The sequence below is a fragment of the Pantoea sp. MHSD4 genome (assembly GCF_021043305.1).
GTDB lineage: Bacteria > Pseudomonadota > Gammaproteobacteria > Enterobacterales > Enterobacteriaceae > Pantoea > Pantoea eucalypti.
Window position 1 is genome coordinate 478,110 of the sequence record NZ_JAJNDH010000002.1, and the last position, 12,164, is coordinate 490,273.

Genomic DNA, 12,164 nt, shown 5'->3' on the forward strand with positions numbered 1-12,164 from the left:
CTATGAGCCAGATTTTCCAACGCGCCAAAGCGCCTGCACGACTGGTCGGCACGCCGCTGCAACGCTGGGCCACGCGGGTAAAAATGCAGCATGGCCGCAAGCTGGTGATCGCACTGCCTTATGTCTGGCTGGTGCTGTTATTCCTGCTGCCGTTTCTGACGGTGCTGAAGATTAGCTTCGCAGACATAGCGCGAGCGATTCCCCCTTACACTGAGCTGGTGAGCTGGGCAGATGACCAGTTCAGCATTGTGCTCAATTTCGGCAACTATCTGACGCTGACTGACGATCCGCTCTACATCGACGCCTATCTGCAGTCATTGAAAGTAGCGGCGATCTCCACGGTCATCTGTCTGCTGATTGGCTATCCACTCGCCTGGGCCGTGGCGCACAGTAAGCCGTCGATGCGCACCATTCTGTTGCTGCTGGTCATTCTGCCGTCGTGGACTTCGTTTCTGGTTCGCGTCTACGCCTGGATGGGCTTGCTGAACAACAACGGCATTCTGAACCGCTTCCTGCTGTGGCTGGGCGTAATCGATCATCCGCTGGTGATCCTCTACACCAATACCGCGGTCTATATCGGTATCGTCTACTGCTATCTGCCGTTTATGGTGCTGCCAATCTACACCGCGCTGACCCGTATCGACTACTCGCTGGTGGAAGCCTCACTGGACCTGGGCGCGCGTCCGCTGAAGACCTTTTTCAGCGTGATTGTGCCGCTGACTAAAGGCGGCATCATCGCCGGATCGATGCTGGTCTTTATCCCGGCGGTAGGGGAGTACGTGATTCCTGAACTGCTGGGTGGCCCGGACAGCATCATGATTGGCCGTATCCTGTGGCAGGAGTTCTTTAACAACCGTGACTGGCCGGTGGCTTCCGCGCTGGCGGTGATCATTCTGCTGATCCTGATTCTGCCGATCATCTGGTTCCATAAGCATCAAAACCGTGAAATGGGAGAGAAGGCATGAATAATTTGCCAACTATTCGCTCGCCATGGCGTACCGCTATTCTGGCCTGCTGCTTCCTGTTCCTTTATGCGCCGATGCTGCTGCTGGTGGTTTACTCCTTCAACCGCTCCCCGCTCGTGACGGTATGGGAGAGCTTTTCGTTCCACTGGTACAGGGTGCTGTTCCAGGACAGCGCGATGATCGACGCAGTGGTGCTGAGTCTGAGCATCGCCGGACTTTCTGCCACGATGGCGGTGGTGTTGGGCACGCTGGCTGCAGTGATTATCGTTCGCTTTGGTCGCTTCCGGGGACACAACGGTTTTGCGTTTATGCTGACCGCGCCGCTGGTGATGCCCGATGTGATCACCGGGCTGTCACTGCTGCTGCTGTTCGTCGCAATGGGTAACGCGTTTGGCTGGCCGAGCGAACGCGGCATGCTGACCATCTGGCTGGCACACGTCACCTTCTGTACCGCCTATGTGGCGGTGGTGATTAACTCGCGTCTGCGTGAGCTGGACCGCTCAATTGAAGAGGCTGCGATGGATTTAGGTGCCACGCCACTGAAGGTCTTTTTCGTGATTACCGTGCCAATGATTGCGCCGGCGATTGTCACCGGCTGGCTGCTGGCGTTTACCCTGTCGCTCGACGATCTGGTGATTGCCAGCTTCGTGACCGGACCGGGCGCGACGACATTGCCGATGGCGATTTTCGCCACCGTACGACGCGGCGTTAACCCGGAAATCAATGCGCTGGCTTCATTGATCCTGTTTGTGGTCGGTTTAGTCGGTTTTATCGCTTGGCGATTTATGGCGCACGAAGAAAAACAGCGTTTAAGCGATATTCAGAAAGCTAAACGTGGCTGAAATCCCTGAGTTTTGCCACTATATAAACGGGCCGGTTTAACCGGCCCGTTTTTCGATCAGGTGGAGTCACGGACTATGTCAGACATCTTCAAAAGCAGCGCTACGCTCTCAGGCGCACCGGTTCCGGTGACGGTTGCGGGCATTGCTATTATCGCGACCCGCTGCCTGAGCGTTCTGATGCTGGCAAACGAGCTGGGTTACAGCGAACTCGCCAACTTTGTGCACCGCAGCGCCCAGTCCTGGGACTCGACACTCATCTTTATCGCCAGCCAGCTGATCTTCCTGTTCGAACTGCGCTGCGCCTTTATTCTGATGCGCGGCAGTAACCGTGGACGCTGGGGCTATGTGGCGACACAGGGGGTTGTGCTGATCTATATGCTGTTCGCTTCGCTGGGGGGAATCTACCCGGAAATTTTCAGCATTGATGGCGACAATAATGTCCAGATAATCCACCATACGCTGTCGCAGAAAATTCCCGACCTGCTGGTGTTGATGCTGCTGTTTCTGCCTGCCAGCAGCCGCGCTTTTTTCAGGAAGCGATGATACAATCGCGCTCCGCCCGACCCCATCGTTAAGGCTTTACCATGCACTGCGCGCTTTATGACGCTAATCGTTGCCGCTCCTGTCAGTGGCTGGAAAAACCCTATCCCATTCAGCTGAGCGACAAGCAGTCGATGCTTGAGCAGTTACTGGCTGAGCAGCCGGTTACAGCCTGGCTGCCGCCGGTAACCTCACCACAACAGGCATTCCGTAACAAAGCCAAAATGGTGGTCAGCGGCAGTGTTGAGCGTCCGGTGCTGGGTCTTATCCATCGTGATGGCGAGGCTGTCGATCTGTGCGACTGTTCGCTCTATCCCGCCAGCTTCCAGCCGGTGTTTACGGCGCTAAAACCCTTTATTGCCCGTGCCGGCCTGACGCCTTATAACGTGGCACGTAAACGCGGCGAACTGAAATTCCTGCTGATAACCGAAAGTCAGCAGGGCGGCATCATGCTCCGTTTTGTCCTGCGCTCAACCGCTAAACTGGAACAGCTGCGTGCGGCATTGCCCTGGCTGCAACAGCAGTTGCCGCAGCTGGCGGTGATCTCTGCCAATATTCAGCCGGTGCATATGGCGATTCTGGAAGGGGATGAGGAGATTGCGCTGACGCCCGCGCAGTCGCTGGCAGAGAACTTCAACGGCGTGCCGCTGTGGATCCGCCCGCAGAGCTTCTTCCAGACCAATCCGCAGGTTGCCAGTGCACTCTATGCCACCGCACGCGACTGGGTGCGTGCGCTGCCGGTTAACAGTATGTGGGATCTCTTCTGTGGCGTAGGCGGTTTTGGCCTGCATTGCGCGACACCAGAGATGGAACTGACCGGCATTGAGATTAGCGCTGAGGCGATTAAATGCGCCCAACGTTCCGCTGAGATGCTGGGGCTGGAGAAAGTGCAGTTTGCGGCGCTGGACTCTACGTCGTTTGCGACCGGACGCGATGCCGTACCGCAGCTGGTGCTGGTGAATCCGCCGCGTCGTGGGATTGGAGAGGCGTTGTGTGATTATCTCAGCCAGATGGCCCCGGATTATCTGCTCTATTCAAGCTGTAATCCGCAGACCATGGCGCAGGACATTGCCCGGCTGAGCGCGTATGAGGTCACGAAGGTTCAGCTGTTCGATATGTTCCCTCACACCGCCCATTTTGAAGTGCTGACGCTGTTAACCCGCCGTCACCACTGAGTCCGGTGAAATTCCCGGAGTTACTCCGGGAACCACTTCTGATTAAGCTGCTGCCAGCTGCCGTTGGCTTTCAGTTCGGTCAGCGCCTGATTGAACTGATCGCGCAGCGCGGTATTGCCTTTCCGCACCGCAATGCCGAGGCCGGTGCCAAAGTAGTCTGCATCCGTCACATGTTCACCGACCGTAGCGAGATCGGGATTGGTTTTCAGCCACTGATTCACCACCGCGCTGTCGCCAAACACGCCATCCAGTCGGCCATTCTTCATATCCAGAATCGCATTCTGATAGCTGTCATACGCGACTACTTTCACTTCCGGATGCTTATCCTGCAGGAACTTCTGGTGGGTGGTGCCGTTTTCAACGCCGATGCGTTTGTCTTTCAGATCGCTGAAGCTACTGAACTTGCCCTTCTGCGCGATCACAATGGCGGAGTTAGCGTAATAAGGCTGGGTAAAATCGACCTGCTTGCTACGTTCAGCGGTGATATCCATGCCGGAAATGACCGCGTCATAGCGGCGAAACTTCAGTGACGGAATCAGGCTGTCGAAGGCGTTGTTGGTAAAAGTGCACTCTGCTTTCATCTGCTGACACAGCGCTTTGGCCAGATCGATATCAAACCCCACCAGATTATTTTCCCGATCCAGCGTTTCAAACGGTGGATAGGTTGCTGAGGCGGCGAAGCGGATCTTTTCCGCGGCCTGCGCGTTGATCGTAAGCGTTGCCAGCGCAGCGGCAATAATCCATTTTTTCATTTTATGATTCCTGTGATGTGGTCAGCCAGAGAGGGCAATACCCTGCCATAAAATGAATTTTTATGCAATTATGGTGATTTTTCAGGCGGAAAGGGCGAGAGGCCTCGCCCGGAATTCAGTTACGCCGCTCAAATGCCAGCGCGCGTCTTTCGATCAGTCGCATCATCAGCGTCAGTAAACCGTTAACGCAGAGATAAATCAGACCTGCCGCGGCATAGACTGTGATGTCATAGGTACGGCCATAGAGCAACTGGCCGTGGCCCATGACTTCCATCAGAGTGATGGTGTAGGCCAGCGAGGTGCCTTTAAACACCAGTACCACTTCATTGGAGTAAGAGGAGAGGGCGCGTTTAAATGCATAGGGCAGCAGGATGCGCAGGGTGTCTTTGCGACCCATGCCAAGTGCCGCGCACGATTGCCACTGTCCGGAAGGAATCGCCCGGACCGCACCGTAAAACAGTTGCGTGGTGTAAGCCGCGCTGTTCAGCGACAGCGCCAGCATCGCGCACAGCCACGGCTGCGACAGGAGATGCCACAGCCAGGGGATCTGCTGGATCGACGGAAACTGTCCCGGACCGTAGTAGATCAGGAAGATCTGTACCAGCAGCGGCGTGCCGGTAAACAGTGTGATAAAGCCCTTCACCAGCGGATTAAACACCGGCGTTTTCAGCGACAGCACCACGGTGAAGATCAGTGCAAGCAGCAGCGCCACCACCAGCGAGGCCGCCGTCAGCGTCAGGCTGGTGTGCAGCCCTTTCAGAAGTTCAGGCAGATAGGCCAGCATCAGCTGTTCCCCCGTTCAAAGCGGGTCGTGCGCAGTTCAATGCGGCGTAACACCGCCTGGCTGAACAGCGTAATCACCAGGTAGATCGCGGCCGCCACCAGGAACCAGGTAAAGGGCTCCTGCGTTCGGGTAGCAATACTTTTGGTTTGCAGCATCAGATCGTTGACGCTGATCAGCGAGACCAGTGCGGTATCTTTTAGCAGCACCAGCCACTGATTGCCCAGACCGGGCAGGGCGTGACGCCACATCTGGGGCATAATCAGCCGCAAAAATATGGCCGATTTTTTCATGCCCAGCGCCTGTCCCGATTCCCACTGACCGACAGGCACCGCTTTAAGTGCGCCGCGCAGCGTCTGTGAGGCGTAGGCGGCATAGAGCATCGCCAGCGCAATCACACCACACAGGAAAGGACTGACATCAAAGTTCTCAATCTGCATCTGAACCGGCAGCGTAAACAGTCCGAAGTTCAGCGTGAAACCATCAGAGAGAGTGAGCAGCAGCTGTGATGCGCCAAAATAGATAAACAGCACCACCAGAATTTCCGGCAGGCCACGGATCAGCGTCACCAGGCCGGTGCCAATCCACGCCAGTGGTCTCAGGCGCAGTGACTCCCAGCCAGCGAAAATCATCGCCAGCACCAGGCCAGCGATGAGAGCACAAACAGCAAGGCCGACGGTCATCCCGGCGGCGCTTGCGAGGGTCATCATTTCATTCATCGGAGATTACTGCTGGAACCATTTGCTGTAGATGGTCTTGTAGGTACCATCCGCTTTGATTTTATCCAGCGCGCCATTGAATTTGGTCTGCAGCTCGGTGTTACCGGTGCGAACCGCAATACCCAGGCCAGTACCAAAGTAGGCTTTATCTGTAACTTTATCGCCGACAGCAGCCAGCGCAGCATTCTGCTTCAGCCACTCGTTAACCACGGCGGTGTCACCAAATACGGCATCAATGCGGCCATTTTTCAGATCCAGTACCGCGTTCTGATAGCTGTCGTAAGGAACGATGGTGATGTCGCTGTGTTTATCCGTCAGGTATTTCTGATGTGTGGTGCCGTTCTGGACGCCAACGCGCTTGCCTTTTAGCGCTTCAACACTGGCGACTTTACCTTTCTGGGCCACAAACAGCGCCGAGTTGTCGTAGTAAGGCTTGGTGAACAGGACCTGCTTTTCACGATCCGGCGTGATATCCATGCCCGCCATCACCGCATCAAAGCGACGGAATTTCAGGCTTGGGATCAGGCTGTCGAACGCCTGGTTAGTGAAGGTGCAGGTCGCGTCGATCTCTTTACACAGTGCGTTAGCCAGATCAACATCAAAGCCCTGAATCTTGTTATCTGCATCCACATACTCAAAAGGAGGATAAGAGGCTTCGGTCGCAAAACGAATTGTCTGTGCCGCGGTAGCGCTCAGGCTAAAACCGGCAAGCAGTGCAGCAAGTACCATTTTTTTCATTTTTAGCATCCTGACTTAGTGCGAAAGATAGTGAGCAAACGCGTCGGTTTGCGGCTGTGTAAAGCGGCTGGCGTCGCCCTGTTCCACAATGCGACCGTTCTCCATGTAAACAACGCGGCTGGCCGTTTTACGTGCCACTTCCACTTCATGGGTCACAATCACCTGGGTAATGCGGGTCTGCGCCAGTTCGCGAATGATACTGACAATCTGTGCGGTAATTTCAGGGTCCAGCGCGGCCGTCGGCTCATCGAACAGCAGCACCTGCGGTTCCATCATCAGGGCGCGGGCAATCGCCACACGCTGCTGCTGACCACCAGAGAGGTGCAGCGGGAAGCGATCGCTGTAAGGCGTGAGGCGCAGACGATCAAGCAGCTTGTCGGCGCGGGCACGCGCTTCACTTTTGCTGAGGCCCAGCACCCGGCAGGGCGCTTCAATCAGATTCTGCAGCACGGTGAGATGCGGCCAGAGATTATATTGCTGGAACACCATACCGACGTTCTGACGCAGTTCGCGAATCGCGGCGTCAGAGGGTTTCTGAGTGAAGTCGAACTGATTGCCGGCAATCTGCAACTGACCTGAACGAGGCTGCTCCAGCAGGTTAAGTACCCGCAGCAGCGAACTCTTGCCCGCACCGCTTGGGCCAAGCAGTACCAGGGTTTCGCCTTGCGGACACTCAAGGTTGATGTCGAACAGCGCCTGATGAGCACCGTAGAAGCAGTTTATTGCGTTTAGTTGAATACTCATGCGCCAGATTTGAATAGCTATTAGTGTCGCGGATTTTAACGTCACCAGAATAGTTATGCAAATAAGGTGGGTTAAAATTTGTAAAACAACAGGTAAACAGCAAAAGCTTAGCACAATATCATGCAGTGTCTGGTGCCAGCCCGATGCCGTGGGGCAGGCTGCGGCAATAAAAAAGCGCAGTCACCTGAGGTGGCTGCGCTTTTCATACCGCTAAAATATCAGGTTATTTTTTTGACTTTTCAAGCATCTGGCTCAGGCTTCCACCCTCGGCATGCACAGGGTTAGCCATGTAGCGCACGTCGTCAACGACCCAGCAAGTGCCCTGATGAATCATCAGCACTTCATCCTGCCACTCCTTTCCGTCGCGGCTCAGTTTTACCCGTAGCGGGATGTTGCGTGCATCACGGTTTGGAATAGTGGATGCATCAGCGACGCTGGCGGCTGTCGGGCCCTGTGACAGGCTGGAGAAAAGATCACCGTTCCGCCACTGTGCGCCGGCATTGCTGCCGCTGGCCGCCTGCAGGGAGTGGTAAAGCGCATCACTCAGGTAAGGGCGATATTTTGCCAGTGTGTTGCTGTCAGGCAGACCCTGCGTGGGCTGTTCAACACGCAGGTCATAAAACTGTTGGGCAACCTGATCAGGACCGCCTTCAATGCAGGGGGCGGTTCGCGGGCCATTATCCTTAATGACTGGCTCAACGGTGGTACAGGCGCTAAGCAGCAGGGCCGCCGGGATCATTAGCGCAAACGCGTTGTTTCTCATCTCGATTTCCTTATGGTTCTCTGGCAAGGTGCCCTTTTTAGCATAGAGTATAGCTGTGCTTTTTAGTCGAAAGAGCCTTAGCCTGATTTCAACAAGGAGAATGCGATGAAATTTTCAACAACCCCGACGCTGGAAGGCCACAGCATCAGTGAATATTGTGGTGTGGTCACTGGCGAAGCGATTCTTGGTGCGAACATTTTCCGTGATTTTTTTGCGGGCATCCGTGATGTGGTCGGCGGCCGTTCCGGCGCGTATGAGAAAGAGCTGCGTAAAGCACGCGAGATTGCGTTTGAAGAGCTGGAAGAACAGGCAAAAGCGCTGGGTGCCAACGCGGTGGTCGGTATTGATATCGATTACGAAACGGTCGGCAAAGATGGCAGTATGCTGATGGTCAGCGTCAGCGGCACGGCAGTGATTATTCGTTGAAACGCGGGCTGTTGCTGATACTGGCACTGCTGCTGGCGGGCTGCCACTCCGGGATAGAATCCCGTGACGGCTACTGGGCCGATCTGCGGCATCCCGCTCAGGGGGCGCGACCGCGGGTTAAGGTGATTGTCATCCACTATACCGCCGAAGATTTTTCTTCGTCGCTGGCGACCCTCACCGATCGGGAGGTCAGCGTCCATTATCTGATCCCCCGTCAGCCGCCTCAGCGCGCCGGCAAAGGCATTGTCTGGCAGCTGGTGCCGGAGCAGCAACTTGCCTGGCATGCCGGGCCCAGTTTCTGGCGCGGAGCCAGTCGCATCAACGACACCTCGATTGGCATTGAGCTGGTGAACCGGGGATATCGCCGCACCCTGACCGGTCTTGAATGGCAGCCCTTTACCGCCGCGCAGATCATCACGCTGGAGGCCCTGGTGCGTGATATTGCACAGCGCTACGGCATCCCACCGGAAAACATTGTCGGTCACAGCGATATCGCGCCGCAGCGCAAGCAGGATCCGGGTCCACTTTTTCCGTGGCAACAGCTGGCGCAGCGCGGACTGGGCGCATGGCCTGATGCCGGACGGGTGCAGTTTTATTTAGCGGGTCAGGATCCACACGCACAGGTGCCGGTGCAGCCACTCATGGAAAACCTGCAGCGCTTCGGTTATGCGGCGACGGCGGAGATGAGTGCGCGTGAGCAGCAGAAAGTGATTGCCGCGTTTCAGATGCACTTCCGGCCTGCGGATTATCGCGGTCAGCCCGATGCCGAAACCGCCGCGATAGCGGCCGCGCTACTGGAGAAGTATGGCGCGGCGGAATAGCGATTACTGTTGCAGAAACGCTTTCCAGTGGGCGACAACCTGCTCCAGTGCCGCACGATCAGCATCCAGATGGGTGACCAGCCGGGTACGTGTCCCCACGCTGATTAACACGCCGCGCGCTTTCATCCACTCACCTAATGGTTTGACCTGAGCTTCCGGCACCGCCACAAACAGCATGTTGGTCTGTTGATCGATAACGCTGACGCCCAGCTCATGCAGCTGCTGTCCCAGCCAGGCAGCATTGTCATGATCCTCCTGGAGTCGCGTCACGTTGTGTTCCAATGCGTAGAGACCCGCCGCCGCGAGAATACCGGCCTGACGCATGCCGCCACCGGTCATTTTACGCCAGCGACGGGCGCGCTCAATCAGCGCTGTATCGCCACACAGCAGTGAACCCACCGGCGTGCCCAGGCCTTTTGAGAGACAGATGGTCAGGGTGTCGCAATAGCGGGCCATCGCAGCCAGCGTGGTTTTTTGCGCCACCACCGCATTGAAAATACGTGCGCCATCAATGTGCAGCGCCAGCTTATGCTCACGGGTAAAAGTCCACGCCTGTTCCAGATACGCCAGCGGCAGGACTTTACCATGATGGGTGTTTTCCAGACTCAGCAGGCGGGTGCGGGCAAAGTGAATATCATCCGGCTTGATGGCAGCCGCCACCACGTCGAGCGGCAGAGTGCCATCGTCGGCGGCCAGCACTGGTTGCGGCTGAATGCTCCCCAGCACAGCCGCGCCACCTGCTTCATACTTGTAGTTATGCGCCTGCTGACCGACGATATATTCATCGCCGCGTTCGCAGTGGCTGAGCAATGCCACCAGATTTGCCTGAGTGCCGGTAGGGAAAAACAGCGCTGCTGCTTTGCCGCTTAATCGTGCGGCTTCTGCTTCCAGCGCATTGACGGTGGGATCGTCACGGTAGACATCATCGCCTGTTTCGGCAGACATCATCGCGTTTAGCATGGCGGCGCTGGGCCGGGTCACGGTATCACTGCGTAAATCGATCACCTTATGCTCCTGGATGTGGCGGAAGAGAAAAAAAAGGCGGGCATCGCGCCCGCCTGGATGGAACCTCTGTTTTACCGTAGCCAGTTGGTTTTCGCCAGTTCTACCACCTCGTCACCACGACCATTCATGATGGCGCGCAGCATGTAGAGACTGAAGCCTTTGGCCTGCTCCATTTTGATCTGCGGCGGCATTGCCAGCTCCTCTTTGGCGGTAATCACATCCACCAGAACCGGGCCATCGTGGGCAAATGCCTGCTCCAGCGCACCATTGAGTTCTGAGGCCTTTTCCACCCGGATACCCCGGATGCCACAGGCCTGGGCGATAGCGGCAAAGTCAGGATTTTCCAGCTCGGTGCCGTCGGTAAGATAGCCGCCCGCTTTCATCTCCATCGCCACAAAGCCCAGCACGCTGTTGTTGAAAATCACCAGTTTCACCGGCATTTTCAGCTGCGCCAGCGAGATAAAATCACCCATCAGCATGCTGAAGCCGCCGTCGCCGCACAGCGCGACAACCTGACGATTGCGATCGATCGACTGCGCACCCAGCGCCTGTGGCATCGCGTTCGCCATTGAGCCGTGGTTAAACGAACCCAGCAGGCGACGTCGGCCGTTCATCTTCAGATAACGCGCCGCCCACACGGTTGGGGTGCCGACATCGCAGGTAAAAATAGCGTCATCGCTGGCGTAGTGACTGATCTGCTGTGCCAGATATTGCGGATGAATTGGCTGTTTGTCGTTGGGCTGCGCCAGTTCGTCGAGACTTTTGCGCGCCTCGCCATAGTGTTTAACCGCACTGTCGAGATGTTTGCGATCGCTTTTGGTCGTCAGTTGCGGTAGCAGCGCCTGCAGCGTGCTTTTCACATCGCCGACATACGCTTCATCGACATGACAATGCGATCCCAGGCTGCCCGGGTTGATGTCAATCTGAATGATCTTCGCGTTTTCCGGATAGAATGCGCGATAGGGGAACTGGGTGCCCAGCAATATCAGCGTCCCGGCATTCATCATGGCGTGGAAGCCGGATGAGAAACCGATCAGACCGGTCATGCCAACATCATAAGGGTTGTCATATTCGATGTGTTCTTTGCCACGCAGCGCATGAACAATTGGCGCTTTAAGCGCTTCTGCCAGCGCCACCACCTCCTGATGCGCACCGGCACAGCCACTGCCGCACAGCAGCGTGATGTCAGAGGCGTCGTTGAGCGTCTGTGCCAGCCGGGTCAGTTCGGCTGGCTGAGGCAGGACCTGCGGCAACTGCGGTGGATACCACTCAGTGCGGGCGCTTTCTGGCGCCAGTTTCAGGGCGATATCACCCGGCAGCACCACGACTGAGACACCGCGATTGAGAATGGCTTTGCGCATCGCAATGCCCAGCACCTGCGGTAACTGCTCAGGATTCGAGACCAGCTCACAGTAGTGGCTGCATTCGCGGAACAGCTCCTGGGGATGAGTTTCCTGGAAATAACCGCTGCCGATTTCGCTGGAGGGAATGTGTGCCGCAATCGCCAGCACCGGGACGCGGTTACGATGGCAGTCGAACAAGCCGTTGATGAGGTGTAAGTTGCCTGGTCCGCAGGAGCCGGCGCAGACCGCCAGTTCGCCGCTGATGTGCGCTTCCGCACCCGCCGCAAAGGCGGCGACCTCTTCATGGCGTGTCGGCATCCATTCAATAGTGCCCATGCGATTCAGGCTATCGCTCAGGCCGTTAAGGGAATCTCCGGTGACGCCCCAGATGCGTTTTACGCCCGCGCTTTCCAGCGTTTTGGCGACCAGCGCCGCCACGGTTTGTTTCATGATCTTCTCCTTTGTCGGCCCGCCATGAAGAGTGACGTGACCAGAATCGAAAAAAGAAGCGTAGACGACACGGCAGAAAAGCAGGCGTGAAAAAATGCGC

The 12,164-nt window shown here is 56.5% G+C and carries 14 protein-coding genes; 6 read left to right on the forward strand and 8 right to left on the reverse strand.

What is annotated here, in order from left to right; genetic code table 11:
* Positions 1-2: 2 nt before the first annotated feature.
* The 4 genes from potH (at position 3) to rlmC (ending at position 3,522) form a co-directional block, all read left to right on the forward strand.
* The gene (gene potH, locus LQK91_RS09075) at positions 3-965 is read left to right on the forward strand and encodes a putrescine ABC transporter permease PotH (protein WP_003849283.1); all 963 of its coding nucleotides are present in this window, start codon (positions 3-5) and stop codon (positions 963-965) included.
* Entirely contained in the window at positions 962-1,807 is an 846-nt protein-coding gene (gene potI, locus LQK91_RS09080; RefSeq protein WP_078804216.1) for a putrescine ABC transporter permease PotI, read from the forward strand. Before potH ends, potI begins: the two co-directional genes overlap by 4 nt.
* A gap of 75 nt (positions 1,808-1,882) precedes the next feature.
* Positions 1,883-2,350: a YbjO family protein gene (locus LQK91_RS09085; RefSeq protein WP_039660870.1), complete on the forward strand. Its 468-nt coding sequence runs from the start codon at positions 1,883-1,885 to the stop codon at positions 2,348-2,350.
* A gap of 41 nt (positions 2,351-2,391) precedes the next feature.
* Positions 2,392-3,522 (forward strand): 23S rRNA (uracil(747)-C(5))-methyltransferase RlmC, encoded by a 1,131-nt coding sequence (rlmC, locus tag LQK91_RS09090; RefSeq protein ID WP_105099356.1) that lies wholly within the window; start codon positions 2,392-2,394, stop codon positions 3,520-3,522.
* A 20-nt stretch (positions 3,523-3,542) separates the two neighbouring features.
* Here rlmC and artJ (LQK91_RS09095) read toward each other — a convergent pair whose 3' ends face one another.
* The 6 genes from artJ (LQK91_RS09095) to LQK91_RS09120 form a co-directional block, all read right to left on the reverse strand.
* Positions 3,543-4,274, reverse strand: coding sequence for an arginine ABC transporter substrate-binding protein (artJ, locus tag LQK91_RS09095; RefSeq protein ID WP_105099355.1), 732 nt, complete (start codon positions 4,272-4,274; stop codon positions 3,543-3,545).
* Positions 4,275-4,389: 115 nt separating this feature from the next.
* Positions 4,390-5,058, reverse strand: a complete 669-nt coding sequence (gene artM, locus LQK91_RS09100; protein ID WP_003849291.1) for an arginine ABC transporter permease ArtM — start codon at positions 5,056-5,058, stop codon at positions 4,390-4,392.
* Positions 5,058-5,774 (reverse strand): arginine ABC transporter permease ArtQ, encoded by a 717-nt coding sequence (artQ, locus tag LQK91_RS09105; protein WP_003849293.1) that lies wholly within the window; start codon positions 5,772-5,774, stop codon positions 5,058-5,060. The genes artM and artQ overlap by 1 nt, the downstream gene beginning before the upstream one ends.
* A gap of 6 nt (positions 5,775-5,780) precedes the next feature.
* On the reverse strand, positions 5,781-6,512 hold the full coding sequence (gene artJ / locus LQK91_RS09110) for an arginine ABC transporter substrate-binding protein (protein ID WP_003849295.1): 732 nt from the start codon (positions 6,510-6,512) through the stop codon (positions 5,781-5,783).
* A 15-nt stretch (positions 6,513-6,527) separates the two neighbouring features.
* A complete protein-coding gene (artP, locus tag LQK91_RS09115; RefSeq protein ID WP_008925830.1) occupies positions 6,528-7,256 on the reverse strand; it encodes an arginine ABC transporter ATP-binding protein ArtP in 729 nt (242 codons plus the stop codon).
* A 223-nt stretch (positions 7,257-7,479) separates the two neighbouring features.
* Positions 7,480-8,019 carry a lipoprotein gene (locus LQK91_RS09120; protein ID WP_003849298.1) on the reverse strand — a complete coding sequence of 180 codons (540 nt, stop codon included), beginning with the start codon at positions 8,017-8,019 and terminating at the stop codon, positions 7,480-7,482.
* 105 nt (positions 8,020-8,124) lie between these two features.
* Here LQK91_RS09120 and LQK91_RS09125 point away from each other — a divergent pair, with 105 nt between their 5' ends.
* A complete protein-coding gene (locus LQK91_RS09125) occupies positions 8,125-8,445 on the forward strand; it encodes a heavy metal-binding domain-containing protein (protein ID WP_003849304.1) in 321 nt (106 codons plus the stop codon).
* Positions 8,442-9,266, forward strand: coding sequence for an N-acetylmuramoyl-L-alanine amidase (locus LQK91_RS09130; RefSeq protein WP_105099354.1), 825 nt, complete (start codon positions 8,442-8,444; stop codon positions 9,264-9,266). Before LQK91_RS09125 ends, LQK91_RS09130 begins: the two co-directional genes overlap by 4 nt.
* Before the next feature lie 3 nt (positions 9,267-9,269).
* Here LQK91_RS09130 and ltaE read toward each other — a convergent pair whose 3' ends face one another.
* Together ltaE and poxB are read right to left on the reverse strand one after the other, a co-directional pair.
* On the reverse strand, positions 9,270-10,271 hold the full coding sequence (gene ltaE, locus LQK91_RS09135; RefSeq protein ID WP_105099353.1) for a low-specificity L-threonine aldolase: 1,002 nt from the start codon (positions 10,269-10,271) through the stop codon (positions 9,270-9,272).
* 71 nt (positions 10,272-10,342) lie between these two features.
* Positions 10,343-12,064 carry a ubiquinone-dependent pyruvate dehydrogenase gene (gene poxB / locus LQK91_RS09140; RefSeq protein WP_003849309.1) on the reverse strand — a complete coding sequence of 574 codons (1,722 nt, stop codon included), beginning with the start codon at positions 12,062-12,064 and terminating at the stop codon, positions 10,343-10,345.
* Positions 12,065-12,164: the final 100 nt, after the last annotated feature.

Excerpts from the sequence above, each read along its gene's own strand:
- potH (WP_003849283.1), top strand. The coding sequence starts at position 3 with ATGAGCCAGATTTTCCAACGCGCCAAAGCGCCTGCACGACTGGTCGGC.
- artP (WP_008925830.1), bottom strand. The coding sequence starts at position 7,256 with ATGAGTATTCAACTAAACGCAATAAACTGCTTCTACGGTGCTCATCAG.
- artQ (WP_003849293.1), bottom strand. The coding sequence starts at position 5,774 with ATGAATGAAATGATGACCCTCGCAAGCGCCGCCGGGATGACCGTCGGC.
- LQK91_RS09125 (WP_003849304.1), top strand. The coding sequence starts at position 8,125 with ATGAAATTTTCAACAACCCCGACGCTGGAAGGCCACAGCATCAGTGAA.
- LQK91_RS09120 (WP_003849298.1), bottom strand. The coding sequence starts at position 8,019 with ATGAGAAACAACGCGTTTGCGCTAATGATCCCGGCGGCCCTGCTGCTT.
- LQK91_RS09085 (WP_039660870.1), top strand. The coding sequence starts at position 1,883 with ATGTCAGACATCTTCAAAAGCAGCGCTACGCTCTCAGGCGCACCGGTT.
- artM (WP_003849291.1), bottom strand. The coding sequence starts at position 5,058 with ATGCTGGCCTATCTGCCTGAACTTCTGAAAGGGCTGCACACCAGCCTG.
- rlmC (WP_105099356.1), top strand. The coding sequence starts at position 2,392 with ATGCACTGCGCGCTTTATGACGCTAATCGTTGCCGCTCCTGTCAGTGG.
- poxB (WP_003849309.1), bottom strand. The coding sequence starts at position 12,064 with ATGAAACAAACCGTGGCGGCGCTGGTCGCCAAAACGCTGGAAAGCGCG.
- artJ (WP_003849295.1), bottom strand. The coding sequence starts at position 6,512 with ATGAAAAAAATGGTACTTGCTGCACTGCTTGCCGGTTTTAGCCTGAGC.
- artJ (WP_105099355.1), bottom strand. The coding sequence starts at position 4,274 with ATGAAAAAATGGATTATTGCCGCTGCGCTGGCAACGCTTACGATCAAC.
- potI (WP_078804216.1), top strand. The coding sequence starts at position 962 with ATGAATAATTTGCCAACTATTCGCTCGCCATGGCGTACCGCTATTCTG.